Annotated in this window: 24 protein-coding genes; 13 read left to right on the top strand and 11 right to left on the bottom strand. The window is 60.4% G+C overall.

The window, feature by feature from the left end; all coding sequences use genetic code 11:
* The first annotated feature begins 245 nt into the window (after positions 1-245).
* Positions 246-1,736: a M17 family metallopeptidase gene (locus tag G5137_RS19865; RefSeq protein ID WP_227342736.1), complete on the top strand. Its 1,491-nt coding sequence runs from the start codon at positions 246-248 to the stop codon at positions 1,734-1,736.
* A 22-nt stretch (positions 1,737-1,758) separates the two neighbouring features.
* Entirely contained in the window at positions 1,759-2,439 is a 681-nt protein-coding gene (yjjG, locus tag G5137_RS19860; RefSeq protein WP_216953489.1) for a pyrimidine 5'-nucleotidase, read from the top strand.
* Between the two features lie 136 nt (positions 2,440-2,575).
* Here the strand turns inward: yjjG and G5137_RS19855 are convergent, their stop codons facing one another.
* From G5137_RS19855 to dusC, 3 genes are all read right to left on the bottom strand, one after another.
* Complete coding sequence (locus G5137_RS19855; protein ID WP_421255860.1) at positions 2,576-3,283, bottom strand: substrate-binding periplasmic protein; 708 nt, start codon at positions 3,281-3,283, stop codon at positions 2,576-2,578.
* 158 nt (positions 3,284-3,441) lie between these two features.
* Positions 3,442-3,810 (bottom strand): TraR/DksA family transcriptional regulator, encoded by a 369-nt coding sequence (locus tag G5137_RS19850; RefSeq protein ID WP_227342738.1) that lies wholly within the window; start codon positions 3,808-3,810, stop codon positions 3,442-3,444.
* A gap of 97 nt (positions 3,811-3,907) precedes the next feature.
* A complete protein-coding gene (gene dusC, locus G5137_RS19845) occupies positions 3,908-4,852 on the bottom strand; it encodes a tRNA dihydrouridine(16) synthase DusC (protein ID WP_227342739.1) in 945 nt (314 codons plus the stop codon).
* A gap of 123 nt (positions 4,853-4,975) precedes the next feature.
* Between dusC and G5137_RS19840 the strand changes: the two genes are divergently transcribed.
* The 5 genes from G5137_RS19840 (at position 4,976) to nfo (ending at position 10,388) form a co-directional block, all read left to right on the top strand.
* Positions 4,976-5,353 (top strand): YbaN family protein, encoded by a 378-nt coding sequence (locus G5137_RS19840; RefSeq protein ID WP_005352406.1) that lies wholly within the window; start codon positions 4,976-4,978, stop codon positions 5,351-5,353.
* Positions 5,354-5,487: 134 nt separating this feature from the next.
* Entirely contained in the window at positions 5,488-6,033 is a 546-nt protein-coding gene (apt, locus tag G5137_RS19835) for an adenine phosphoribosyltransferase (protein WP_005333447.1), read from the top strand.
* A 171-nt stretch (positions 6,034-6,204) separates the two neighbouring features.
* On the top strand, positions 6,205-8,796 hold the full coding sequence (gene dnaX / locus G5137_RS19830) for a DNA polymerase III subunit gamma/tau (protein WP_421255859.1): 2,592 nt from the start codon (positions 6,205-6,207) through the stop codon (positions 8,794-8,796).
* Positions 8,797-8,910: 114 nt separating this feature from the next.
* Positions 8,911-9,240, top strand: coding sequence for a YbaB/EbfC family nucleoid-associated protein (locus G5137_RS19825; RefSeq protein WP_005333445.1), 330 nt, complete (start codon positions 8,911-8,913; stop codon positions 9,238-9,240).
* A 305-nt stretch (positions 9,241-9,545) separates the two neighbouring features.
* Positions 9,546-10,388, top strand: coding sequence for a deoxyribonuclease IV (gene nfo / locus G5137_RS19820; protein ID WP_005352396.1), 843 nt, complete (start codon positions 9,546-9,548; stop codon positions 10,386-10,388).
* A gap of 95 nt (positions 10,389-10,483) precedes the next feature.
* On the opposite strand, the gene G5137_RS19815 is transcribed toward nfo, so the two are convergent.
* Positions 10,484-11,389 carry a LysR substrate-binding domain-containing protein gene (locus G5137_RS19815; protein ID WP_019445811.1) on the bottom strand — a complete coding sequence of 302 codons (906 nt, stop codon included), beginning with the start codon at positions 11,387-11,389 and terminating at the stop codon, positions 10,484-10,486.
* A gap of 102 nt (positions 11,390-11,491) precedes the next feature.
* Between G5137_RS19815 and G5137_RS19810 the strand changes: the two genes are divergently transcribed.
* The 4 genes from G5137_RS19810 (at position 11,492) to G5137_RS19795 (ending at position 15,931) form a co-directional block, all read left to right on the top strand.
* On the top strand, positions 11,492-12,484 hold the full coding sequence (locus G5137_RS19810; protein WP_158112510.1) for a TDT family transporter: 993 nt from the start codon (positions 11,492-11,494) through the stop codon (positions 12,482-12,484).
* Positions 12,485-12,739: 255 nt separating this feature from the next.
* A complete protein-coding gene (gene lpxM / locus G5137_RS19805) occupies positions 12,740-13,729 on the top strand; it encodes a lauroyl-Kdo(2)-lipid IV(A) myristoyltransferase (RefSeq protein WP_216953494.1) in 990 nt (329 codons plus the stop codon).
* 150 nt (positions 13,730-13,879) lie between these two features.
* Positions 13,880-14,875, top strand: coding sequence for a lauroyl-Kdo(2)-lipid IV(A) myristoyltransferase (locus G5137_RS19800; protein WP_216978871.1), 996 nt, complete (start codon positions 13,880-13,882; stop codon positions 14,873-14,875).
* Positions 14,876-15,070: 195 nt separating this feature from the next.
* Positions 15,071-15,931, top strand: a complete 861-nt coding sequence (locus G5137_RS19795) for a PA4780 family RIO1-like protein kinase (RefSeq protein ID WP_216978870.1) — start codon at positions 15,071-15,073, stop codon at positions 15,929-15,931.
* Between the two features lie 241 nt (positions 15,932-16,172).
* On the opposite strand, the gene G5137_RS19790 is transcribed toward G5137_RS19795, so the two are convergent.
* The 3 genes from G5137_RS19790 to G5137_RS19780 all read right to left on the bottom strand — a co-directional run bounded on the left by G5137_RS19790 (position 16,173) and on the right by G5137_RS19780 (position 18,455).
* Positions 16,173-16,517: a hypothetical protein gene (locus G5137_RS19790; protein ID WP_421255858.1), complete on the bottom strand. Its 345-nt coding sequence runs from the start codon at positions 16,515-16,517 to the stop codon at positions 16,173-16,175.
* Positions 16,517-17,755 (bottom strand): GGDEF domain-containing protein, encoded by a 1,239-nt coding sequence (locus G5137_RS19785; protein ID WP_421207270.1) that lies wholly within the window; start codon positions 17,753-17,755, stop codon positions 16,517-16,519. Before G5137_RS19785 ends, G5137_RS19790 begins: the two co-directional genes overlap by 1 nt.
* Positions 17,756-17,963: 208 nt before the next feature.
* Positions 17,964-18,455, bottom strand: a complete 492-nt coding sequence (locus tag G5137_RS19780; RefSeq protein ID WP_421255857.1) for a prolyl-tRNA synthetase associated domain-containing protein — start codon at positions 18,453-18,455, stop codon at positions 17,964-17,966.
* 166 nt (positions 18,456-18,621) lie between these two features.
* On the opposite strand from G5137_RS19780, the gene G5137_RS19775 reads away from it, so the two are divergent.
* Both G5137_RS19775 and G5137_RS19770 read left to right on the top strand, forming a co-directional pair.
* On the top strand, positions 18,622-21,048 hold the full coding sequence (locus tag G5137_RS19775; RefSeq protein ID WP_421255856.1) for a DNA polymerase II: 2,427 nt from the start codon (positions 18,622-18,624) through the stop codon (positions 21,046-21,048).
* Positions 21,049-21,122: 74 nt separating this feature from the next.
* Positions 21,123-21,374: a DinI family protein gene (locus G5137_RS19770; protein WP_129503940.1), complete on the top strand. Its 252-nt coding sequence runs from the start codon at positions 21,123-21,125 to the stop codon at positions 21,372-21,374.
* Between the two features lie 172 nt (positions 21,375-21,546).
* Here G5137_RS19770 and G5137_RS19765 read toward each other — a convergent pair whose 3' ends face one another.
* The 4 genes from G5137_RS19765 to G5137_RS19750 all read right to left on the bottom strand — a co-directional run bounded on the left by G5137_RS19765 (position 21,547) and on the right by G5137_RS19750 (position 26,568).
* On the bottom strand, positions 21,547-22,410 hold the full coding sequence (locus G5137_RS19765; protein ID WP_421255855.1) for a DUF2927 domain-containing protein: 864 nt from the start codon (positions 22,408-22,410) through the stop codon (positions 21,547-21,549).
* 26 nt (positions 22,411-22,436) lie between these two features.
* Positions 22,437-22,940, bottom strand: coding sequence for a M48 family metallopeptidase (locus tag G5137_RS19760; protein WP_005333421.1), 504 nt, complete (start codon positions 22,938-22,940; stop codon positions 22,437-22,439).
* Between the two features lie 144 nt (positions 22,941-23,084).
* The gene (locus G5137_RS19755; RefSeq protein WP_421255854.1) at positions 23,085-24,728 is read right to left on the bottom strand and encodes a hypothetical protein; all 1,644 of its coding nucleotides are present in this window, start codon (positions 24,726-24,728) and stop codon (positions 23,085-23,087) included.
* Between the two features lie 193 nt (positions 24,729-24,921).
* Positions 24,922-26,568: a bifunctional metallophosphatase/5'-nucleotidase gene (locus G5137_RS19750; protein WP_216978863.1), complete on the bottom strand. Its 1,647-nt coding sequence runs from the start codon at positions 26,566-26,568 to the stop codon at positions 24,922-24,924.
* Positions 26,569-26,608: the final 40 nt, after the last annotated feature.

The raw sequence follows: 26,608 nt of genomic DNA, 5'->3' as shown, positions 1-26,608 counted from the left end.
GGGTGGAGCAGCTCGGTAGCTCGTCGGGCTCATAACCCGAAGGTCGTCGGTTCAAATCCGGCCCCCGCAACCAACTTCCTGATAGTTTTCTTCTTTTCCCCCTCATTACATTGAATATATCTCCATCGGGTATTCAACCGATGGCGATTAATGCTGTTTCCTGCGCTTTTTCAAGACCATAACTGGTCGTCTCGACCATTTGTTAGGTATCATCAGATATCTCTTCATGGATGAGGCACGCGCCTGTGATCACTCCTTTTACCTATCTTCCTCCTGCTATTGAAAGCCGGGATGCCACGCTGACCGAGACCCTTTCACAGGGCTTGCCATTGCAACTGCTGCTGATCGCCGAAGAGCAAAAGGAGGCATTGCTGTCGCTACCGGCCCTGTCGGGGATCAACACCCAGTTGGCGCTTGGGCAAAAAGCACCTTTCACCCTGATGCATGGTTCCACCCTGTTGCTGGTCATATTGGTGACCGGCAATGTGACGCGGGATCACCGTCTTTATAAGCAGGTCAGAGGTTGGATAGCCCCGCTCTCCGGGCTCAAGGTAGAGCGGCTCGGGCTGCATCTGGAGGGGTTCTCCCCCTCAGAGCGGGTGATGCTGGCTGAATTGATGTTGTCGGCTCTGTTGGCCGCCAATCTACCGTTGCCGACCAGCAAAAGCCGTAGCGAAAGTGGCTGGAACTATCAGCATGTGTCGGTCTCTCCTGCTGTAGTGCTGGATCTCGCTCGTATCTACAGCGAAGCAGGGGGCAATGGGCTGGCTCGTCATTTGGCGGTGTTACCCGCCTCGGAGCTGACTGCGGCCAGCTATCGCGAGTTCGTCAGCCAGCTGGCTCAGGATGAAGGTTGGCAGTGCCATCACTACGATCAGGCGCAGCTGGCCGAGCTGGGAGCGGGGGCTTTTTTGGCGGTAGCCCGCGGTTCGGAAGATAATCAGGGGGCCATGGTCAAGCTCAGCTACTACCCGTCCAAGCCGGTACGCCGCATTGCGTTGGTGGGCAAGGGGATCTGCCATGACTCAGGTGGCTATAACCTCAAGGTTTCCGGCAGCATGTATGGCATGCATCTCGATATGGGGGGCAGTGCGGTGGCGTTGGGTACCCTTTATGCCATCAGTCGGGCTCAGCTGCCCTATGAGGTTCACTGCTGGTTGGCGATTGCCGAGAATCATATCGGTCCCCAGGCTTATCGTCCGGGTGAAGTGGTGACAGCGATGAATGGTCTCACCATCGAAGTGGTGGATACCGATGCGGAGGGACGAATGGTGCTGGCCGATACTCTGACGATGGCGGCGCAGGATACCCCGGATCTGCTGATCGATTATGCGACTCTGACCGGCGCTTGCAAGCGGGCACTGGGCAGTCGCTATAGCGGCGTCTTTACCAATCGCCACGAATGGCTGGCATCGCTGGTCAAGCTGGGTCAGCACAGCGGTGAACGAGTTTGGCCCTTTCCGCTCGATGAGGATTACGATGAAAATATCGAGAGCGAGTGGGCCGATCTGTTGCAGTGTGCACCAGGCAGTTCGCCGGATCACATTGATGCGGCCCGCTTTCTTGCCCATTTTATCCCCGAGCAGACGCCCTGGCTGCACTTCGACCTGAGCGGTTTTCGCAACAAGGGGGGCAATGGGGTGGTCTCCAGCGAAGTGACCGGCTTTGGTGTGCGGCTCACGCTGGATCTGCTGGCTGGCCCACTCGGTCGAGTGGGGCACTCAGCTTCCGAATAATCTGACTGATAAAAGGATTTCTGTGAAACAACCAAGCTATGACTGGGTGCTGTTCGATCTGGATGAAACCCTGCTCGATTTCCCGGTCGCCGAGGCACTGGTGCAAACTCTGCAGATCTATGGTGTGGAGGCCGATGACGCCAGCATGGCGCAGTATCATGCTATCAACCATGAGCTCTGGCAGCAGTACAACGATGGCGAGATCGATGCGACAGTGCTACAGCAGACCCGCTTCTCCCTCTTTGCCCAGCAAGTTGCCGCCGACCCCATGGCGATGAACAATACCTTTCTGGAGCAAATCATTGCCCTTAGCATGCCCCTCGAAGGGGTGGTCGAGACCCTGCAGCAATTGCGCAGCAAGGTGCGGATGGGGATCATCACCAATGGTTTCAGCGTCCCCCAACGTGGCAGACTTGGAAAACTGGGCTGGAGCGAGTGGTTCGAGCCCCTGGTGATCTCTGACGAGATCCGGGTGACCAAGCCGGCGCCGGCTATTTTCCAGCACACCCTCTCCCTGATGGGGAAGCCGGATCCGGCCAGAGTGCTAATGGTGGGGGACAATCCGAAAACTGATATTGCCGGGGCTGCGTCACAGGGATTGGCCACCTGCTGGTATAACCCGAGGCGGCACTCGGGGGAATGCGATGCGACCCACGAGATCCACCACTTCGCCCATCTTGCCGACATTGTGCTGGGATGCTGACGGGCAGAGGTAACCCATCATGTCATCGGTGGCCAAATCGTCTTGGCAAGTCGCAACAAGGGTAGTTTGAGACAAGATAGGGTTTGCTTGAGACGGCAAGGGGAGCGGATGCTCCCCTTGCTCATTGGGTGTTTTGTTATGGTTGCAGTGATCTGAACTGGTAGCGGTCGAGGATCTGCTGATAGTCGGGGCTCTGTTTCAACTGATGGATGGCCTGATTGATCCGGTGCAGTTGCGCCTCTGTGGTGCTCTCTTTGCTCAGCATCAGGTGTACTGGTGTCTGCTCGAGCGGCAGCTGGATCTTGAATTCGGAAAGTATATCTCCATCATGACTCAACCCCTGCATCCCGTGGGGGTCTAGCACGAGCCCCTGAACTCGCCCAGCCCGTAGCATCTTCAACAGCTGATCCAGCCTCAGGCGTATCTGCAGGCGTGGTTGCATTTCGGGTTCGGTCATCAGCTGGCGAAAGGCATTGCCGTAATCAAAATTCTTGAGGACACCAATATTGAAGTCAGCTCGTTCGCGCAGCGATGCCAGCGAGGTAATGTCGCGCCAGCGTTGCTCATCCTGCCGGCGGATAATAATAACGGCCTGCTCTTCCCGGTAGGGATGGGTGAATCGCGCATATTGTTGTCGTTCGGTGGTGATATTGGCAGACATGGCAAGTTGTACCGTGCCAAAACGCAGTTCATGAAGCACCCTAGACCAAGGCATTTCGCTGAATCTGGCCTGATAACCGGCTCGCTGGAAGATGGCGTTGACCAGCTCAACGTCCAGCCCCCGCAACTGTTGCTGCTTATCGCGAAAACTGAAGGGTTGCCACTCTGTCCAGCCTACAACCAGGGGCTCTTGTGCTATTGCTTGGCAGCATAAACACCATATCAGCAAGACTCTGTACACACCTTATCCCCCCGGATCGGCTGATAGGGTTGAGTATTGGACAGGAATGACGGACTAACCAGTAGAGAAGAGGGGTGAGTGGATGCACTGATGTGCATCCCTCACAGTTCGTGGGCGTGGAATCCCTTGCGATAACGGGTTTCACAGCGCGGGCAGCGTTGCAGGGTCGGATCCTGTTCCAGCTGTTCGATGGAAAGCGGCTCTTCACAATCGGAGCAGAGGCCATAGAGGCCGAGATCCATCTGGCAGAGTGCCGCATCGATCCGCTTGAGGCGAGCCACGCTCTGCTCAACCTTCGGCAGATCCAGCTGGCTGGTCAGTTCCACCAGTTGATCCTGCTCGCAGTGACCGACCTGTTCGGCCCACTCGTCACGGCGGCAAGCTTTAAGCTGACCGATCAGCGTTTCTCTTACTTGGGCCCAGTCTGACAGCAGGCGATTACGCCAGACAGTCAACTGTGCTTGCGTCATTTCACACACATTATCCCCCACAGGACAGACGACAGATTCGGGGCAGTATAGGGATCCGATAACTTTATCAAGATGATATGCGTCAAGTTAAACGTGGTTAGCTGTGGCTTTTGGCTGCTTGCAGCAGGGCATCGCGGATCGGATCCGTCTCTTTGAGCACCCGGATCTCCTGAAACAGCAGGTCCGCTTCGGGATATTCCCGCTTGAGATAGCTGAACCACTGTTTGATGCGGCTGGGGTAGTAGTCGGCTTTTTCGCTGTCCAGATCCTGCTCGGTATAGCTCACCATCAACTGCAGCACCTCGGCCCAGCTCATGTGCGGGCAGCCGGTTTTCATCACGTTGGCCAGATTGGGCAGGGAGATGGCGCCGCGCCCGACCATCAGGGCATCGCAACCCGAGACCCTGGCGCAGGCGAGGGCATCTTTGTGATCCCAAATCTCGCCGTTGGCGGTGACGGGGATGGGCAGGGCGCGGCGAATGGCATCCACATACTCCCAGTGGGCGGGGGCCTTGTAGCCTTCGCGCTTGGTGCGGGCATGAACGGCCAGCTCGTTGGCGCCCCCCTGGAAGACCGCCTGAGCGTTCTCCAGATAGAGATCCTTGTCGTCGTAACCGAGGCGAATTTTGGCGCTCACCGGCAGATGGGCAGGCACCGCCTCGCGCACCGCCTTGACGATGCGGTAGATGGTCTCGGGCTCTTTGAGCAGCACCGCACCGCCCTTGCTCTTGTTGACCGTAGGGGCGGGACAGCCGAAGTTGAGATCGACGCCGGGGGAGCCCAGCTCGATGGCGCGCACGGCGTTCTCGGCCAGCCACTCGGGGTGTTGCCCCAGCAGTTGCACCCGCACCGGGGTGCCTGCGCGGGTTTTGCCATCTTGCAGCAGTTCAGGGCAGAGGCGGTAGAACACCTTGGCGGGGAGCAGCTGATCGACGACCCGGATAAACTCGCTCACGCAGAGATCGTAATCATTGACGGAGGTGAGTACCTCCCGCATCAGGTGATCCAGTACCCCCTGCATGGGGGCCAAAATAACGCGCATAACGGCTTTCCGACGAGAGTGGGGAGAAAAAAGAGGGCAGATTGTAGTGGGGTTGCGGCCCGCTGTCAGCACCCGCTCAAACTCTGTTAGGCTAGAGGGAGATAAATCACGCAAGGAGAAGGAATGAAGCGTTGGTGTCTGATGGCGCTCGGGTGGCTGGCATTTGCCACCGGTATTGTGGGCATTGTGCTGCCGCTCTTGCCGACTACCCCCTTCATGTTGCTGGCAGCCGCCCTGTTTGCCCGCTCATCGCCCCGTTTTCATCGCTGGTTGCTGACCCATCCCTGGTTTGGCCCGCCCATCGTGGATTGGCAGCAGTATCGCGGCATTCGTCGTCAGGCCAGACGGCGCGCCATTATCTTCATTTTGCTCACCTTTTCGGTGTCACTGGCGGTGGTGCCACTGCTGTGGGTCAAGGGGTTGCTGGTTGTCATAATGGTGATCCTGCTCACCTGGTTAATGCGTCTGCCAGTGCTGGAGCCAGTTGCAATGGTGAAGTGAAGTCCCTAAGCTATTGCAGCAATAATGCTATGGAGTCGGCCTGTCATTTTTGCGTGACAGGCTTTTTTATTTCCCGCAGAAGGGAATTGAGAAAAAATGGCCACCCCTGGGTCAAAAAAATAAGCGGTCAACACATGAATCCGGAAACCCTGAAATTTATCGAAGCAAGCATCAAGACCATTCCCGACTATCCGAAGCCGGGCATTCTGTTTCGTGACATCACCAGCCTGATCGAGAACGCCGAGGCCTTCAAGGCCACCATCGATCTGCTCGCCAATCATTATCGTGATCAAGGGATCACCAAGATTGTTGGCACCGAAGCCCGCGGCTTCATCTTTGGTGCACCGGTCGCTTTCGCCATGGGACTGGGCTTCGTGCCGGTCCGCAAGCCGGGCAAGCTGCCGCGCGAAGTGATCGAGGAGTCCTATGCCCTCGAGTACGGCACCGACACCCTGCAACTGCACACCGATGCCATCGTGCCCGGTGACAAGGTGCTGGTCGTGGACGATCTGCTGGCGACCGGCGGTACCGTCGATGCGACCGTCAAGCTGATCCGCCGTGCCGGTGGTGAAGTGGCCGATGCGGCCTTCATCATCTCCCTGCCGTCTCTGGGCGGCGATGCCCGCCTGACTGCCGCTGGCATCAAGGTGGTCTCACTGGTCGAGCTGGCCGGCGAGTAAAGCCTCTTCGGCCCGATCCTCTGCATCGGGCCTGCATTGAACCGGTGCCCTGCGGGCATCGGTTTGAAAATCAAGCGATCCCTCCCGCTCTCACCGATAGCCGATACAGCCAGCCCGCCATTTGTGTTAGCATCCGGCCTCAATGCCCTGTCTTCCCTGCATGATGGATTTATGAGCTATCAGGTTCTGGCGCGTAAATGGCGCCCCCATACGTTTGAACAAGTGGTAGGCCAGCAACATGTGCTGACCGCCTTGACCAACGCCCTGGATCAGGGACGGCTGCATCACGCCTATCTGCTGAGCGGTACCCGCGGGGTCGGCAAGACCACCATCGCCCGTATTCTGGCCAAGAGCCTCAACTGCGAACAGGGGATCAGCAGCCACCCATGCGGCGTCTGTGATACCTGCCGCGAGATCGATCAGGGCAACTTTGTCGACCTGCTGGAGATTGACGCGGCGTCCCGCACCAAGGTGGAAGATACCCGCGAGCTGCTCGACAACGTGCAGTACCGTCCGGCCCGCGGCCGCTTCAAGGTCTACCTCATCGATGAAGTGCACATGTTGTCGCGCCACAGCTTCAACGCGTTGCTGAAAACCCTGGAAGAGCCGCCCCCCTATGTGAAGTTTCTGCTGGCCACCACGGATCCGCAGAAGTTGCCCATTACCATTCTCTCGCGCTGCCTGCAGTTTCATCTGAAGAGTCTGGATCAGACCCAGATCGCCAAGCAGCTCGAATGGGTGCTGGATCAGGAGGGGCAGCCCTTTGAACCGCGTGCGCTGCTGGCCCTGGCCAAAGCCGCTGACGGCAGTATGCGCGATGCCCTGAGCTTGACCGATCAGGCGCTGGCCCACGGCAATGGTAGCGTGCGCCTCGACAGCGTGCTGGCGATGCTGGGCACGCTCGATCACCGCCATCTGCACCAGCTGCTGGAAGCCATTTTGCGGCAAGATGCGCCAGCGACCATGGCCAAGATCACCGAGATCGCCACCCTGGGCCCCGATTTTGATCAGCTCCACGCCGAGCTGGAAGGCTTGCTCCATCGCATCGCCATGGCGCAGCTGCTGCCTGCCAGTGTGCAGGAGCAGGGGGCGGATGCCGATTCCCTGCTGCAACTGGCCAAGGCGATGAGCCCGGAAGAGGTGCAGCTCTGCTACCAGATCGTGCTGGGTGGCCGTAAAGATCTGCCCTGGGCCCCCGATGGCCGCACTGCGCTGGAGATGACCTGCCTGCGGATGCTCGCCTTCTCCCCAAGGTGTGATGCCCTGCATCCGGCCAGCCTCACCGCGTTGCCCCCGTCAATGACGAGCGGTGCGGCGAGCAGCGCTACTTCGGTTGCCTCTTTGCCGGGAAAGCGCCCGGCCGCTGAATCGGCCGCACTGGCACCGATCAGCGGCGCCGTGCCTGCACCGCTAGCCAGCCCTGTTGCTACCAGTGCCGTGCCCGCGGTTGATGTCTTCCTGCCTTCGATGGTGGATGACATCGGCAACCCCGCCGATAGCGAGGAGGAGGCACAAGCCGCCGAGCTGTTCAGCCAGCAGGATGAACTGCTGCGTGAAGCCGCAGGCATGGGGTATCAACCCGAGCCCGCGTTACCCCATGTGCAGCCCGATGTGTCTGCGCACTCGGTTGCACAGCCCGCAGATGCGGATGATCGAGCGTCTGCCGCAGCCGATACCGACTATTCCCGTGGCGAGCCGCTGACCGCCCCCTTCGAGCCCGCGCTCGCAGCGACAGCAACGCCTGTTGCCGCTGCTGAACCGGTATCAGCGGTATCGAGCATGCAGAGTCTGCTTGGCAAGCGAAATATGCTGCGCAGCCGCCAGCGAGGTCAGGATGCCCCGGCGGCGCCTGCGCCGCGCGCAGTACCAGTTGCGCCAGCTCGCCCTGTCGCGCCCGCTGCTGCACCGGTCGTCTCGCAACAGCCAGCTCCGGTCGGCCAACCGGCCGGGCAGGGGATGGCGGCGATGGGTCACTATGATGATCTGCCGCCGGTGGATTTCTATGGCGATGGCTACGAGCCACAGGGTGACAACGGGGAATACGAAGAGTACCTCAATCAGGGCTTTGCCGAGCAGGCTCCAGCAATGAGTCACGCCCCCGTCACGGCACCGGCCCAGCCAACCGATCTGCCACCCTGGGATCTCGACGGGCAGCCGAGCTATCGACCCGGTGAGCGCAGCGCTGCGGCGCCAGCGGTGACGTCCACCCCAGCGACCCAGCCGCCCGTTGCAAGCACGGCGGTGGCTGCTGCCCCTGTGACGCAGGATGAACCCCCTCAACCAGTGATGGAGACCATCGACTGGGATGAGCTCGAAAGCGACAGCGAGCCGCAAGAGGGGGAGGCGACCCGTCTGATTCCCTCCTCGCTGCTCAATGGTTGCGGCGACCCTTGGGCCGAGTTGATCGCTCACACTCAGGTGGGAGGGCGGCTGCGCCAGCTGGCCATCAACTCGGTGATGACGCGGGAAGGGGACAAGGTACTGCTAACCCTCAAGCCCGAGCAGCGCCATCTGGTGAGCGACAAGGCGCGCGCCGATCTGGCCGAGATCATCGGGCCAGCGCTGGGTCAACCGGTGCAGGTCGAGGTAACGCTCGGTGTGGTGCCTGACAAGGAGACCCCCCTCGAGATCGAGCATCGCCTCTATCTCGGGGTGCGCGAGCAGGTGACCCGGGATCTGGAGCAGGATCCCAACGTGCAGTTTTTAGTTCAGCGGTTTGGTGCCGTGCTCCATCACGAGAGCATCGAGCCCCTCAACCGCTAAATTCCGTGGCCGGGAGCTTGCTTCCGGTTGAAAAGCAGTTTGGCTGTCCCCATCTAGGACAGACAAGCCCACAGCCCGGCGCTGGATGCCGGATTTCAAGACGAGAGACGACATATGTTTGGTAAAGGTGGAATGGGGAACCTGATGAAACAGGCCCAACAGATGCAAGAGCGTATGCAGAAGGCGCAGGAGCAGCTGGCTCAGATGGAAGTGACCGGTGAAGCCGGTGCAGGCATGGTCAAGGTCACCATGACCGGTAGTCACAGCGTCCGTCGCATCGAGATCGACCCCTCCCTGATGGAAGATGACAAGGAGCTGCTGGAAGATCTGGTTGCCGCCGCTTGCAACGATGCCGTGCGCCGTGTGGAAGAGCAGAACAAGGCCAAGATGGGCGAGCTGACCGGTGGCATGCAACTGCCGCCAGGCTTCAAGATGCCCTTCTAAGGCGACTCTCCCCGCGCATTCTTGCTCCCTTGTCGCTGGCCATTCGGGTCACGGCAAGGGGGACGGCCGAGAGACCCAAAGACGCAGCGTTATTGCTCAGGCGATACGCTGCGTTTTTTTATGGGCGCCATGCTGGCGCGGGCGGGCTCTAACTGAGAGGTTGCCACAGCGAAGGCCGATTACGCCATGAAACGCAGCGCCTTGTATAGGCGGCACTATTTGTCGATACCCGCTATCGGATATCCCGGTTTGGCGTGGCCGGGCGGGAGCGGCATAATGGCGGCTTGCCGTATTGAGGAGATTGTATGAAATATATCGGAGCCCACGTCAGTGCGGCCGGCGGGGTGGAGAATACCATCGCCCGCGCCCAGGCCATCGGGGCCAACGCGTTTGCCCTCTTTACCAAGAATCAACGTCAGTGGCAGGCGGCCCCCTTGTCGGATGCCACCATTCGTGCCTTCAAGGCGGCCTGTGACAAGGCCGGTTTTCTGCCGGAGCAGATCTTGCCCCACGACAGTTACCTCATCAATCTGGGCCACCCGGATCCCGATGGTCTGGCCAAATCCCGCGATGCGTTTCTCGACGAGATGAAACGCTGCGAGCAACTGGGGCTCTGTTATCTGAACTTCCACCCCGGTAGCCATCTCAAGCAGATCCCAGAGGCGGCCAGCCTCAAGCTGGTGAGCGAGTCCATCAACTGGGCGTTGGAGCGCAGTGAAGGGGTGACGGCGGTGATTGAGAATACCGCAGGGCAAGGGACCAACCTCGGCTGGTCGTTCGAGCACCTAGCCACCATCATCGAGGGAGTGGAGGACAAGAGCCGGGTCGGGATCTGTTTCGATACCTGCCACGCCTTTGCCGCCGGCTACGATCTGCGCACTGCAGAGAGCTGCGCTGCTGTCTTTGCCGAGTTCGATCGCACGGTGGGTTTTCATTATCTCAAGGGGATGCATATCAACGGCGCCAAGTGCACCTTCGGCAGCCGGGTCGATCGCCACCACAGCTTGCGGGAGGGCAATCTGGGAGAGGCGGTATTCCACCACATCATGAATGATGAGCGCTTCGATCGCATTCCGCTGATCCTCGAGACCATAGACGAGTCTATTTGGGGCGAGGAGATCAGCTGGTTGCGCAGTCTGGCGAAGTGATACTCAGAAGCGGATCAAAGAGAGGGAGCCGTGGCTCCCTCTCTGCTTTTTCCGTTATTGGTGGGCGGACCAGCCAGCGGCGCTCCGATCGGGCGTTACTCTGCGCGGCTCACTTCGGCATTGTTCACCTGAGCCCGGCAGAAGTGGATAAAGTGGCGCAGGGAGGTGGAGTGGTACTTCTGCTTGTGCCAGATAAGGGAGAGCTGGCGCGGGAAGCGACGGGAGAGGGGCAGGGCGATCAGCCGCCCATCTGCCAGGCGATCCGAGGCTGCCAGCCGGGAGATAAAGGAGATGCCAAGCCCCTTCTCCACCGCCAGCATCACCGCCTCCAGGGTGTTGAGTTCAAGCCCTGGTTGCCAGCGGGGCAACTCGGGCTGGATCTGCTGGATAAATTGCTCGCGGCTGCCCGATTGTGCTTCACGCAATACCCAGGTTTCGCCCCCCAGACGGGAGAGGGAGAGCTCCTTCTTGTTGGCAAGCGGGTGACCGGGTGGGGCCACCACCAGCATCTCGTCCTGCAGCCAGGGTTCGGCGAGCAGGTCGGGGTGGTGGTTCTCCCCCTCGATCAGTGCCATATCCAGCTCGAAGTTGGCCAACGCATGGCAGAGCAGGTGAGTGTTGTTGATGGTCACCTTGGGGGGGAGCCCCAGCTCCTGTTTGCTGCTGGCGAGCAGGGTGGGGAGCAGGTAGTTGCCGATGGTCTGGCTGGCACCAAGGCGCAGTTGGCCGCTCGGCTCGGCATCGGGGCTGAACAGGTTCTCGATATCTTGCATCCGTGTCAGCAGCTCTTCGGCGGCCGGTTGCAGCAGGCGCCCCTCGTTGTTGAGCTGCAATCTGGGGTGAATGCGGTCAAACAACGGGGTGGAGAGCTGGCGCTCCAGCTCCTGTAGCGACTGGGAGACGGCCCCCTTGCTCAGGCAGAGCTCGTTGGCGGCAAGGCCAAGGTTTCCATAACGGGCAATGGTGGCGAACACTTTCAGCTGCTGCAGGGTCAGTTTCATCGTGTTTGGTTTTCCTGAATGATTGATTTAATTCATTTAGATATCGTAAACGATAAGGGACCATTATCCTATCGCCATCGTCATCAATAGAAAGGTGTCATCATGATCGCAAGAACCCGTAAATCACTGGCTGCCGCCCCAACCCCCATGGCGGGTCTGGCGCTGGGCATCGCCAGCCTTGGTTGGTGTTGGGAAAATGCCGGTCACTTCGATGGCCGGATGCAACTGCTGGGTGCTGCCATTGCGGCCGTGCTGCTAGTGATCCTGACCTTCAAGTTTCTGCTTCACCCCCGCCTGCTGTTGCTGGATCTCGCTCACCCCGTGGTGGGCAGTGTGGTACCGACCTATGCCATGGGCACCATGGTGGTCTCCAAAGCGCTCGGTATGATTGCGCCGCAAGCGGGCGAGGCCCTCTGGCTGTTTGCCGTGGCGGTTCATCTGCTGTTCCTGGCCACCTTTATCTGGCATCGCGCCAAAGAGTTTGAAATCCACCACATGGTGCCGAGCTGGTTCGTGCCGCCGGTGGGGATCATCGTGGCTGACGTCGCCTTCCCGGGTGGTCAGTTTGCCCCGCTGGCCAACGGTCTGCTCTGGTTCGGGATCATCTGCTACGGCTTGATGCTGCCGCTGATGCTCTACCGCCTGATCTTCAGCCATGAAGTGCCGGATGCCGCCAAACCGACCATTGCCATTCTGGCTGCCCCTGCCAGCCTCTCTCTGGCCGGTTACCTGACTGTCAGTCAGGAGCCGTCACTGCTGCTGGTGGCCGTGCTGTTGGGGATCGCCATCCTGATGACCGGCATCATCTATCTGGCCTTCATCAAACTGCTGCGTCTGCCCTTCTCGCCGGGTTATGCCGCCTTCACCTTCCCGCTGGTGATCGGTGCCACCGCTCTGTTCAAAGTGGCTCATCTGGTTGAAGGGTTTGCGCAAGGGAGTCACTACGTCGAGCAGATCAGACTGCTGGCTCACTTCGAGCTGGGGGTGGCTACCGTGATCGTCGGGTATGTGGCACTGCGTTACCTGATGTTTTTTCTGCCGCAGCGTAATACCGAAATGAATAACGGCATGGCTCGCCAAGGGGCTCACCGATAAACCTTGATGATGTGACAACGGGAAATGGATAAGCAGTGCGCTCCGAGAGCGACGGGATAAACGACCAGTCATACGATGGATGGACAAAGAGCCTCCACCCTGGTTGTGTAACGAGCAAAATGCCCCGCAGTGCGGGGCATTTTTTTATGGTTTTTTGATGTGGCGCCAGTGGCGGGCTATTTGACATGGATTTAACTGGTATTACCTGTCAGGACGACTACAATGCAGCACCACTTTTTCGCTCGACCCCGATACATGTCGTCCCAAGATCCCGTATTTGACTCCTCTTTTGAAGCCCGTTTTCTGCATCCCCGCTACTGGTTCAGCTGGCTGGCGCTCGGTGTGCTGATGCTGCTGGCCTTTGTGCCGGTGCGATTGCGCGACCGTTTGGCCGAAGCCTTGGCACCGCTGGTGTTTCGTATCTCGAAAAAACAGATCTATATCGCCAGAACCAATCTGGAGATCTGCTTCCCGGACAAGAGCCCGGAAGAGCGGGATGCCATTGCACTGACCTCGATCCGGGTCGGCCTCAAGAGTCTGTTGGGATTTGGCGAGTTCACCATGCGCAGTCAGCGTTATCTGATGAGCCGGATGCAGGTGATCGGTTGGGAGCATATCGAGGCGGAGCGGGCTGCCGGTCGTCCGGTGATCCTGGTGGTGCCCCATACCTGGCCGGTGGATGCCGCCGGTTACTGCTTCACCCAGCGCGGGGTGCCCATGTGCACCATGATGAAACGGGCACGCAATCCGGTGTTTGACTGGCACCTCAACCGTGCACGGGCCAAAAACGGTTGCCGCGTTTACGAGCGCAGCGCCGGGATCAAGGCGGTGATCAGAACCATCAAGAGTGGTCGCAGCTTCTTCTACCTGCCGGATCAGGATCACGGTCGCGAGAAGAGCATCTTTGCTCCCTTCTTCGGCCACCCCAAGGCGACCCTGCCAGCCTTGCCCCGTCTGGTTCAGGTCAGCGGCGCCAAGGCGGTGCCGCTGCTCGCCTGCTATGACGAAGCGAACCACTGTTACCGGCTTGAGATAGATGCCCCGTTTGACAACTATCCCACCGAGGATGTGATGGCCGATACCTGTCGGATGAACGATATGGTGCAACAGCAGCTGACGCGCCATCCGGGCCAGTACATGTGGTTCCTCAAGATCTTCGATACCCGTGAAGATCAGGAGGGGCCGGATGGCCTCTACGAGGCGGGGATCCAGCGGATCCGCAAGGGATTGTCGCCCCACGGCTGACCCTGAATTAAGATTGATTGAAATGGCCCCAGGTGGGCCATTTTTTATGATAACTAGTCTGATCTGTGCCTTGCAGGTCGATAGCAAGCCTCCTCAGGGTAGAAAAAAATGTCAGGATAATTACAATAACCGCTTGTTTTTGATGACTTGATGGTCGCCATGTCTGCGTTAGATCCGGTATTTGATACCTCATTTCATAGCCGCCTGCTGCATCCCAAATGGTGGGGCAGCTGGTTCGCACTGGGCCTGCTCTCCCTGCTGGCATTTACTCCTGCGAGGTTGCGGGATCGCTTTGCCGATCTGGTCTCACCGACCCTGCTGCGTTTTTCGAAAAAGCAGGCCTATATTGCCGATACCAACCTCAAGATCTGCTTTCCAACGCTGGATGCCGCCGCACGTCAGGCGCTGCTGCTCAAATCGATCCGGGTCGGGCTCAAGACCTTTATGGGCTTTGGCGAGCTCAGTTGGCGCAGCAAGGCGCGCCTGACCCGCCGCGTCAAGGTGAGCGGCTGGGAGCATGTGCAAGCGGAGCAAGCTGCGGGCCGTCCGGTGATCCTGGTGGTGCCTCATACCTGGGCGGTCGACATGATTGGCCGCTACTTCTCCATGATGGGCATCGAGATGTGCACCATGATGAAGAGCCCGAAAGATCAGGTTTTTGACTGGTACATCAACCGCGAGCGGGCCAAAGGGGGCAAGGTCTATGAGCGCAGTGTCGGTATCAAGCCGGCGATCAAGTCGATCCGCGCTGGCGCCAGTTTTTTTTATCTGCCGGATCAGGATCACGGCCGTGAGGCGAGCGTGTTTGTTCCCTTCTTCGGTCGTCCCAAAGCAACCCTGCCAGCGTTGCCCAAGCTGGTGAAACTGACTGGTGCCAGAGCCGTGCCCATCTTCGCCAGCTATGACGAGGATGAGGGATGCTATCTGCTGGAGATCGAGCCGCCGTTTGACCCTTATCCCACCGCCGATCTGCTGGCAGACGTCAACGCCATGAACCGGGTGGTGGAGATGCAGGTTGCCCGCCATCCCGAGCAGTACATGTGGTTTCTCAAGATCTTTGAAACCCTGGAGCATCAGGAGGGGGATGACGGACTCTATGAAGCGGGGATCCAGCGTATTCGTCAGGGCTTGCCGCCCGAACCTTGAAAATTGGCCCGCATGCGGGCCAATTTTGTTGGCAGAGGAGCCTTTCGTATTTGGTCTGTTGCGGGTGGTTTTTAAGGCGAACGGGTGGACAAAAACAGCGCAAACAGAGGATAACAGGGTGTCTTATGACAGGGAGAGGCAAGTGAGCGTGCGCGGAGCTATCTTCGAGAGCGGAAATAGGGTAAAAGGGCGGCCATGAAAATTCCAAATCGAATCCAACCCCTGGTGGATGACGGCCTGGTCGATGACGTCATCAGCCGGCTGATGAGCGGCAAAGAGGCCGACGTCTATGTGGTGCGCTGCGGCGACGAGATCCGCTGCGCCAAAGTCTATAAAGAAGCGTCCAAGCGCAGCTTCAAGCAGGCCGTGGTCTATCAGGAAGGCCGCAAGGTGCGCGGCAGTCGCGATGCTCGCGCCATGGAGAAGGGCTCCAAGTACGGCCGCAAACAGCATGAAGAGGTGTGGCAGAACACCGAGGTCGACGCCCTGTTCAAGCTGGCGGCGGCCGGTGTGCGGGTGCCGCAGCCCTATGTCTGCCTCGATGGCGTCCTCTTGATGGAACTTATCACCGATGAGGATGGCAATGTCGCGCCGCGCCTCAACGATGTGGCGCTTACCCCCGAGCAGGCGGTCATCGACCATGCCAAGGTGATCCGTTACGTGGTGAGGATGCTCTGCGCCGGTCTTATCCACGGCGATCTCTCCGAGTTCAATGTGCTGGTGGATGAACAGGGCCCCGTCATTATCGACCTGCCCCAGGTGGTGGATGCCGCCGCCAACAACCAGGCCAAGGCGATGCTGGAGCGGGACGTCAACAACATGCGCAACTACTACGGCATGTATGCCCCCGAGCTGCTCAAGACCCGCTACGCCCGGGAGATGTGGGCCCTGTATGAAGATGGCAAACTGACCCCCGACAGCGAGTTGACCGGCTTGTTCGAGGAGAGCCGCGAGCAGGTGGATCTCGATTCTGTATTGCACGAGATCGAGAGCGCCCAGGAGGAGGCACTGGCTCGTCAGGCCAGGATGAAGGCCGAAGAGGAAGACAGCTACTGATCTTGTTGGTGGCCGTGGTCAATGGAAAAAGAGCGCCTAGTGGTGCTCTTTTTTATTGTCTGCCGCACAGCCCTGGCCTCTTGGCCGGGGCCAGCCGGTAAAACCGGACCCAGCAGAGATCGCCGGTATGATAGCGGCGATCCAGCCATTGTCCATCTGCAGCTTCAATGACCTTGAGCGAGGCGGGATTTGTCTTGTCACAGCTGATGAGCACAGGTTCGCTGAGCACATGGCGCTGCACTCAACCGAGCAGGATGCGGGCGGCACCTTCACCCCGGCGGGTGGGATGGTCTCGTAATCGATATAGCCAAGCCACTGGTGGGTGGCTTGGCTTGTCGCCGTGGCGCAGGCGCAAGGTGGCGAGGAGCGCTTCCCCTTCGAGGGCAAAATAGGTGGTGGTCGGTAGGTAGCCCGGCGGCAGATGCAGGCCATTGGCATGGGCGAGCAACTCCTGCAGCCACTGAGTCGAGCCGAATTGCGCCACCTGACAGAGCGGCAACCCGGCGGCGCCACATTCGGCCTCGTAGCGGCGGTAGGCGGGGGCGTCGGTCAGCCGAGCGGCCCGGCACTCGATGAGGGGTTGCATCAGGTCTGGGTGGCCAGAGGCCACAGCGGCCAGGGTTCGCTGTGGTGTGGCTCCTGGATGCAAGCGCGCTGGCGGCCAGCCTGTTTGGCGGCATAGAGTGCCCGATCCGCGCGCGAATAGGCCTGCTCAAAGCTCTCGCCCTGCTGCAGCGAAGTGAGCCCTATGCTGAGGCTGATGGGGCCACCGGCCAGCGACCGAGTGGCGTCTGCGACCCGCTGCTGCAGGGTCTGGCAGCAGGCCGGCAGCGTTTGCGAAGTCTCCATCACCAGCAGCGCCAGCTCGTCGCCGCCAAGGCGCCCGGCTAGCCCCGCCGTCGGCAGGCTCTCCCGGATCACCCGTCCCACCGCCCGCAGCATGGCGTCGCCAGCGGGATGACCGTGGCGGTCATTGATCTGCTTGAAGTTGTCCAGATCGATCAGCAGCAGCTGGCCGGGGCTAGCCATCTCGCGGGCACGCAGGGCCACCTGGTGTTCGAAATAGTGTCTGCTGTCCAGTCCGGTCAGGGCATCCAGGTTGGCGCGCCGCTCCAGCTCGCGCTGGGTGGCGAGCAGCGCCTGCTGCTGACGGGTGTGCACTAGGCTCAGCAAAATGAAGCTGCGGGCAATGGTAAAGAGCAGGCTGAGCAGGAGCACCGGGCCGAGCAGGGGATCGGTCAGGCTGGAGGCAGCCGACTCAGGCCACCACTGATGCTTGGCCATCCTGATCAGTTGCAGGGCCAGTTGCAGCGCAAGCAGCAAGATGGCAAAGCGCAGCACCCGGTAGGCGGGGGCCAACCGCTGATAGCGCCAGAGCTGCCACAGCAGCAGGCACATTTGCAGCGAGATGGCCCCGGATAGCACCACGATCCGGCTGTGTATGTCATCCTGCGGTAGCTGTGTGGCGGTGACAGCGAATAGCAGGAAGCCGGCGAGGGCAAGGAGCGGGCAGAGCCAGCCGAAACGGTCGGCCTCGCGCCGGAAGAAGTGGCGCAGCCCCCGCTCATAGAGTAGCGGGGTGGCGATGATCAGCAGATTGGTAAGCAGGATATTGGCAAGGGAGATCTCTCCCGTAAGGGGTCGCAGCAGCAGGCAGCCAAAGGCGGCGGCGATGGCCAGTTCGCTGGCCGACCAGTAGAGCAGGGAGCGCAGCTGTCGCTGGGTATGCCACAGGTAGGCGAAAATGGCCGCGACCCCGATGTGCGACAGGCTGACGAACAGCACCAGACTCAGCAACTGGGCCGAGGAAAACAGACTCTGCATCAAGGGTTTGGGCTCTTCCTGCCGGGAACGGCGCAGCGACCTCAGGGCCGGGTGACTGGGCCGGATCACAGCATGAATTGCGCCGTTGAGCAATGGTTCAAGTGATCCGGGCACGATCGCGGCAACAACCGCCACAAGAGGGCTGCTGACTCGATTAATCAGGGGCGGGGCATGACGCCGGAGCGTTTATGCTTCCCACACTCTTGGGTCAGTCAATAATGACCGGCAGCCGCATGACGTTGGCCTCCCGACCGAGGTGGGCCAGCAGGCGGCGCACGTCGTCGAGGCGGATGATCAGAGTCGCGGTGTTGACCAACGGATGGCACTGCACCTGTTCGGCCTGCCAGATGGCCTCGTCTACCACCAGCTCTACCGCTTTTTCCCTGTCGCGCACCATGGCGAGCAGGGTTACCGAGCCCGGGGTAAGGCCGAGCACCGCATTGAGTCGCTCGGGGGCGCCAAAGCTCAGCCGCTTGACGCCGAGCATGGCAGCCAGCGCCTTGAGGTCGACCCGGCGCTCCTCCGGACTCACCACCAGAAACAGCCGCTCGCTTTTCGGATCGCGCAAAAAGAGGTTCTTGGTCTTGGCTGCGGGCAGGTCGGGCAGCAATTTGCTCGCCTCCTCACAGGTAAACACCGGGTGATGATCGACACGCTGGTAGGGGATAGCCAGCTGATCCAGCAGAGAATAGATTGCCACAGAGACTCCTTTTGTCGGCGAAGAGTGGTCAGAACGGGATGGGTGGGAATCACGACCGGATCGAGCTTACCAGTTTGACTCCCGCCTCGCAGCCAGCGTGACGATTGCGAGCAGGCACTGTATGAACGTACAATAGTCCCATTCTCGGACAGCCCCTTTACGCTTCATGACTGCAACCCAGCCCACCGTACCCGCCACTCCGCCCCTCGACGGTTTTATCCTGACCCGCCATGGTCGGGACGTGCGCGGTCGCAACGGGCAGCCTGCAACCACCGAAATCGTGATGTGGCTCTGGAGCGCGCAGGGGCCGGTGCGGGTGGTGGTGCCGGGGCAGGAGCCGGTGTTTTTTTTGCCGCAGAGCCATATGGCTGAAGCTGCCGAGCTGTTCAAAGGCGCCGGGGTGAGCGGGCGGTTTCGCCGCCTGCCGATGCACACTTTCGATGGCCGCCCTGTGGTGGGCTGCTATTTCGCTACCCTGAGCGCCTTTCACCGCGCTATCGAGCTGCTGCTTATTCGCGGACTGGAGCACTTCGAGGCGGATATCCGGCTGCCGGAGCGCTTCCTGATGGAGCGTTTCATCACAGCTGGCGTGCGCTTCGATGGCCGGGCTGTAAAAAAGGGGGGCAAGCAGGGCTACTGGGAGGTCAACGAGGCGCGCTGCGCGCCGCAGGCGGTGACACCGACCCTCTCCTGGGTGTCGCTCGACGTGGAGTGCGCCATGGACGGGGCCCTCTTCTCGGTCGGTCTTTACAGCGAACAGGATGCGCGGGTCATCATGATCGGCACCCCGGAAGCGGATGCCGACAGCTGGGGCACCCAGGTCCAGTGGGTAGAGGACGAGAGCGCCCTGCTGAGTGCGCTGGAGAGCTGGTTCAGCCTGCATGACCCCGATCTGGTCATCGGCTGGAACGTGGTCAATTTTGACTTTCGTCTGCTGCTGCGCCGCGCCGAGCTTAACAAGCGGAGACTGCGGCTCGGGCGGGGGCGCGAGCTCTGCTTCTGGCGCTCGTCACGGGGCGATCCCCAGACTGGCAACGTCATCATTCCCGGGCGCATGGTGCTCGATGGCATCGATACCCTCAAAAGCGCCACCTGGCAGTTTGCCAGCTACAGCCTGGATGCGGTGGCGAGCGAACTGCTTGGCCGTGGCAAGGATATCGAGGATGTGGCCAATCGGGGGGAGAAGATCACCGAGCTGTTCCACTCCGACAAGGAGGCGCTGGCTCGCTACAACCTGGAAGATTGCAAGCTGGTGTGGGAGATCTTCGACTACTGCCACCTCATCCCTTTTGCCATCGAGCGCGCCTCCCTCACTGGTCTTGAGCTGGACAGAGTAGGGGGCTCGGTGGCGGCCTTTACCAACCTCTATCTGCCGCGGCTCCATCGTGGCGGCTACGTGGCCCCCAATTTGCCGGCCGACGGTGGGCTGGCGAGCCCCGGCGGCTATGTGATGGACTCCAAACCCGGTCTCTATCGCCATGTGCTGGTGCTCGATTTCAAGAGCCTCTATCCCAGCATCATCCGCACCTTCTGCATCGATCCCATGGGACTCATCGAGGGGTTGCAACACCCCGACCACGCCATTCTAGGTTTTCGCGGCGCCATGTTCTCCCGCGAGCGGCACTTTTTGCCGGATCTCATCGCCACCCTGTGGGCGGCGAGGGACAGAGCCAAGGCTGCCAGCAACAAGGCACTCTCCCAGGCCATCAAGATCATCATGAACTCCTTCTACGGGGTGCTGGGGTCGGGGGGCTGCCGTTTCTATGATCCGCGACTTGCCTCGTCAATTACCTTGCGTGGTCACAGCATCATGCAGCAGACCCGCGAGTGGATTGAGGCGAAGGGGTTCGAGGTGATCTATGGTGACACCGACTCCACTTTTGTCCATCTGGGGCGCGAGACCAGCCCGGATGAGGCGGACGAGATTGGCCAGCGACTGGCGCAAATGATCAACGATAACTGGGCTGCACTGATCAGGCGAGAGTTCGACCTGCCGAGTTATCTCGAGATCCAGTACGAGACCCACTATCGCCGCTTTCTGATGCCCACCATCCGCGGGCTGGAGAAGGGCAGCAAGAAGCGCTATGCGGGGCTGGTTGGCAAGGCCAGTGAGGAGAGTGAACAGCTGGTGTTCAAGGGGCTCGAATCGGTGCGCACCGACTGGACCATGCTGGCCAAGCAGTTTCAGACCCGCCTCTACGAGCTGGTGTTTCACGATGAAGATCCCAGCGGCTATGTGCGCACCATGGTGGATGAGACCCGCGCCGGTCGTCACGACGATCTGCTTATCTACCGCAAACGGCTGCGCCAGAAGCTCGAAGAGTATCAGAAGAATGTGCCGCCCCATGTGCGTGCGGCGCGGCTGGCCGATGAGGAGAACCTGCGCCGCGGGCTGCCCCAGCGCTATCAGCATCGGGGCGCCATCGCCTATCTGATGACCCTCAATGGCCCCGAGCCGCTGGAGTACCGGCGCAGCGCCATCGATTACGAGCACTATATCGACAAGCAGTTGCGGCCCATTGCCGATGCCATCCTGCCCTTTATCGGCGAGTCGTTCGACCGGATCTGTGGTCAGCAGCTGGATCTTTTCTGATTGGTGCAAGTTGGCACTTTACTTCCCATGAATACTGGATAAAAATACAGTTATAAATCATGGAGAAGTTTCCTATGCGTCTTGAAATCATCATCGACAGAAAACATCAGATCCCGACCTCGACCATGGAGGCGCTGCGTCAGGAGCTGCTCAAGCAGCTTGGCGAAAAATTTCCCGACATCCATGTGCGGGTCGCGCCGGGCAGTACCATGGCTCTGACCGTCAGCCGTGCCAGCAAGGAAGACAAAGAGCTGGCCGAAGCTATGGTGCAGGAGGTGTGGGAGAACGCCGACAGCTGGATGCCGGAAGAGAACGTCGCATCCTGATCCCCATGGTCAGTGGATAATTCTGGGCGGTGGATAAATGGGCTGCGGATAAACGGGCATGCCTGCTAATGCACTGCTGATACCCATACAACAAAAAACGCAGCCAGGTGGCTGCGTTTTTTGTTGGTGGTGAGTCGCAGTGGCTTGTCTGGCTCTGGGTTGAGCCATGCCGTTACAGTCCCGCCCAGCTTTTCAGGCTCTGCTGCTGCACCCGGCGGTTGGCTTCGCGGATCTCCCCTTTGGCGCGCAGGTCGGCCAGCGCAATGGGCAGTGCGGCGCGGATCTCGGCACTGCTCATTCCGGCTTTGAGGGCCGGGTGATAGGCCATCTTGAGCAGCACATAGTCCAGCCCGGTCAAAAAGCTGTCGATGCTGTTGTCATTGAAGATGGAGGGAAACACCTTGTCCGAGTCGTTGGGCAGACCCATCACCTGGGTGAACTCCTCCACCACGCAGTCGAGAAAACGCCCCTTGGCTCTGCTGTAGTCTACCGGAATGATGATGGTGGCACGGCTGATCTCGTGTTTCGCATTGGTTGCGAAGTTGGCAAGGCAGAGCCCCCCCTTGAGCGCCATCTTGACCGATGGATCCCCCCCCATGGTGCGGTTGGCCCAGCTCTTCATCTTGCTGTAGTCGGTCATGATCAGGGTGAGGTTGGGCTTTGCGGTCACCATGCTGATGGGGTGGCCGGTGATGCGGGCCAGATGGGCCGCCTGTACCTTCACTACGTCGGCCTGCAGCGGCTTGTCACCCGATTCGTTGATAAGTTGCAGCCGGATCGGCTGCTGCCAGCGGGCAAAACGGGTCTGCCTGGCTTCGCCATACTCCCGCTCCATGGCGATGGCTATAAAGCTCTCGACCAGATAGCTGTCGCTCTGCCAGCGCTCATCGGCCAGGGCGCTGTGGCCCGCGAGCAGAAGCAGCAGGGCCAGCAGCCCGCGTGACGCGCGGCGGGGATAGGCAGCGCAGCCCAAGTTGGCCATTACCAAAGTGGCAATAAAGCGGGTGGCACCAAAGGGGATGGCGGCAAATGACATGTTTCCTCCCTGAAACGGTTGTCAGCCTAGCGGTTGGCCTTGTCGATATCACGCCAGGTGAGCCAGAGTCTGAGATCAAACTCCAGTTGATGATAGTCGGGCTCCATGTGCTGGCAGAGCTGGTAGAAGCTCTTGTTGTGATCCTTCTCTTTGATATGGGCCAGCTCGTGCACCACGATCATTTTCAGGAACGGGGGCGGCGCCTCCTTGAACAGGGCGGCGATGCGGATCTCGTTCTTGGCCTTGAGCTTGCTGCCCTGTACCCGGCTGACGTAGGTGTGCAGGCCGAGGGCATCCTTGATCACGTTGATCTTGCCATCGAACACCACCTTTGACAGGGGCGCCGAGCTCTTGAGGTAGCGGTTCTTCAGCTCCATGGTGTAGGCAAGCAGCGCCTTGTCGCTCTGGATCTGGTGGCTTTCCGGATAGCGTTTGGCCAGCATCTCCCCCAGCTTGCCCGCCGCAATCAGCTGCTGTACCTGTGCCTTGAGGGGGTCTGGATAGCCGCCCAGATAAGTCAGTTCCGCCATGGTGTCACTCGTTACATCAAAAAGAGCGTCATTGTAGTTATCTCGGGCGGGCTTGCCTACTGCGGGCCGCCGCTGCAAGGCGATCTGGCGCAATAAAAAGGGCGGCCATTGCAACAATGGCCGCCCTGCGGGGCGTATTGACGATCAGCGTCGGCGATAGAGACCCGGATCCACCTCTTCGTAGTGGCTGGTCAGGTATTGATAAAAGGCGAGATGGGAAGGGGAGCTCGGCTTTTTCAGCTCCTCGCTCACCCGATCCGGCTTGGCGATGATGAACTTCGGATTCTGGCGCTGGATATCGGCCAGCACCCGCTCGCGCACGTCATAGGGCGGATTGACGTTGGCAAAGAAGAGATAGGCGGACGCTGGCTGGCGATCGGTCCAGAGATAATATTGCGGCTGGATGCCATCGACCCAGATCTTGTCGCTCGGGACTGTCTCGGCCTTGATGCGATCGACCCGTACCTGCGCCGCCGGATTGAAGGGGCGACCCTTGAGGGTCCCTTCCCAGGCGTTGTTGATCATCAGCAGCAGCATGGCCAGAGTCGCCAGCCAGGGGGTGGCACTGCGCACATCCCAGGCTCGCCAGAGGGGGATGAGGATCAGCACCGGCAGCGCCCACAGCAGGCTGGTGCCGAGCACCTCGTTGACCCGCTCGAGGGACCACTCCTTGGTGCTCCAGCCAAAACCGAGCTGCTGGGCCAGCAGCCAGCTGGCGGTGAGCACCACCAGCGAGATGCAGAGCAGCCCGATGGCATCTGCCTGCTGTTCGCTGCGATCCAGCAATACCGCCAGCGGCAGCACTGCCAGTTGCAGATAGAGCACGTCGTAGTGATCGAACACATGGCCGGAGACCGAGTTGGCGATCAGGGTAAACAGCACCCCAAACAGGGTTGCCAGCAGGGCGGGCAGATACCACTCCTGACGGCGGCTCAGCATCAGAATGATGAAGGCGGGCAGCAGCATCACAAGGCCGGTGCGCAGCAGGCCGACGGCGCCCACCATGGGGGAGAAGCCATTGCCGTAGCTCCCTTCGAAGAAGATGTCGAAGGCGTAGTATTTGAAGGCCGCCAGCAGATCATGCTGCTGGAAGTAGGCGTAAAGCGGGCCGCCAATCAGCGCCAGCCCCAGCAGGCTGGAGATGAGCAGCAAGATGGCATCACGCCACTTCTCATGCAGACACCAGTGGCAGAACAGCACCAGATACCAGGCTCCCCAGAAGGCGCCGTTGTTGGTGCGCATCCAGGCGACGATGGCGAAGGTGAGGGCCGCCACCAGCGCCGGCCACCAGCGAAATCCCTTGTCCAGCAGCAGGGTGATGAAGGCCCACTGGGCGATGAGGGCGAGGTGGAAGGTCCAGTCCTCAGTCATGTTGCCGTAGTAGTAACGGGTGCCGTAGAGAGCCAGCACCGCCAGCATGGCGCCAAGGCGCGCCTTGAACGAGAGTCCGAGCTGGGCAAAGGCCTGCCAGCTGGCCAGCAATCCGAGCCAGCAGAGCACCCACTCCAGTGTCCAGATCCCGACAAATCCCCCCATTCGATAGCCCAGCGCGTCGAGAGCGAAGATCATCGGCCCCTTGATGTCGATCATGTCGCGATAGAGCACCCCCCCTTCGCTCCACATCTTGCCCATCACCGCGAACAGCGAGGCATCAAACCCCGGCGCCATGGCGTGGAAGAGCGGGTTGCGCAGACAGAAGAGCAGCGCCAGCAAGGCGGTCAGCAGCACAATGGCTGGCTTGATACTCGGGTTGACGCGAGGGGGAGTGAAACGGATGGAGTGATTCATGAAGTCGCCTGTTCCTGCAGCTGGTCTTGAAAGCGGGCCTATCTTGCCGAGCTAGTGAGTGCGATGCAATGGGGCAGGCCCGTGTGGGGCAAATATTCTCGAAAAAGCCCGGTTCTTGCAGGGAACCGGGCGCTGGCTGCGGCAATATTGGCCGTCAGGGGGATGTGGCGAAGCCAGCCATTCCCCCTCTGCATCAATGGATGTACTCAAGCAGGGGGGGCTGCGCTTCCAGTGTCGGCAGGTGACGGGCCCAGCGGATAAAAGCGTCGGCCAGGGTGATGCCGAGCTCCTGATTGTGCTGGGTCAGGGTGCGCGCCAGTGCGGTGTAACCCTCCTTGCCGGAGGCGGTATAGGCGCTCGACACCCCGCGATAGACCTGTGCGGCATTGACCGCTTGCCACTGGCCGGGGGCGGCTTCCCACTCCAGTCGGGTGATGCGCTGGCCCTTGGGCCGATCGGCCTGATAGGTGAATCGCACCCCTGCGGTGTAGGGGAAGCTGCCGTTGCCATTGCCGACCACGCCGTTGTTGGTGGCGTTGTCGATGGCATTCTCCAGCGCCTCCGCCAACTCGTGACCGTGCACCCGATAGAGGGTGAGGGGAATGGCAAACGGCAGCAGGCGACCGGCGATATCCGCTTCGCTCAGGGGGCCCGGCTCCAGCGAGCAGCGCACGCCGCCAGCATTGTGCAGGGCAAAGTCCACCTCGCCTACCTGTTCACGGGCAGCGGTCAGCATGGCGCGGGCCACCAGCGGGGCGAGCTGGCTGCCGTGCGGCAGGGTGGCATCCGGCAGCCGCTGATGGGGCAGTGGCGCCGCCAGTCGGGTGACGATGCGCTGGCTCATGGTTTCAATCTCAGGCCGATAGCGTTTGGCCAGATGTTTTTCAAGCTGTGCATCCGGCTCGCAGAAGGTGAGCCCGGCGGGTGGGGTGGAGGCAAATGGCCAGGGCTGCCAGGGGAGCCACTCCAGCTGCCCCTGACTCTGCACGACGCGGCCCGCCTCATCGAAGGTGAGCTCGCAGACACCGAGGCAGAGGGCGCTGTGGCCAGCGTGCAAAATAGCCACCCCGTTGTTCATCAGCGGATAACTGCCTTCGCTTGGCAGACCCAGCGGCGCGAGATCGCCGAGCAGGCTATGGGTATGGCCGCCGATGATGAGGCTGAGCTCGGGGAAGCGCTCGGCCAGCAGCTTGTCCTGATCCAGCCCGAGGTGGCTCAGCAGCACGATATGCTGGATCCCTTCGCGCTTGATCTCCTGCAACACCCTGGTGAGGGTGTCGGCGACCGCGTGGAAACGGGTGTGGGGATCCGGGTTGGCGATGGCAGCCATCTGGGCGAGGGTGATGCCGAGCAGCGCAAAGGGAACCCCGTCGATCATCTGACGATGCCAGGGCTGATGGGCGTCGTAGAGATGGGGAATATCCCACAGCCCAAGCGGCGTGTCGGCAGGCTCCTGACTGTTATCCAGATTGGCGGCCAGCACCGGAAAATCGAGCTGGCGCAAGAACTCCACCAGCGGGCCGTTGCCCAGATCGAACTCATGGTTGCCAAGTACCATGGCATCGGGGGCCAGCATGGCGAGCAGGTCGGCGTTGGCGCGCCCTTTGAAGCGGTTGAAATAGAGCGAGCCCTGAAAGGAGTCGCCACCGTGCAGAAACAGAAAACGCTGGCCGGCAGCTGCGGCTTTTGCACGCAGTTGGGTCAGTCGGGTCAGGATCCGGGCATAACCGCCGCACTGGGTGCGCCACTGGCCTTCACCGATAGGGGAGAAGCTCATGGGCGCGCCATCGAAGTGGGAGTGGCAATCACTGAAATGGGCAAGTTGAACCGTAATACTCATCTCGGTCCTCCTTAGGGGAAAATGAGCACCGAGTCTACTG

It is taken from the genome of Aeromonas sp. 600282 (assembly GCF_049175755.1).
GTDB lineage: Bacteria > Pseudomonadota > Gammaproteobacteria > Enterobacterales > Aeromonadaceae > Aeromonas > Aeromonas veronii_A.
This window is presented reverse-complemented; position numbering and strand designations above follow the sequence as displayed.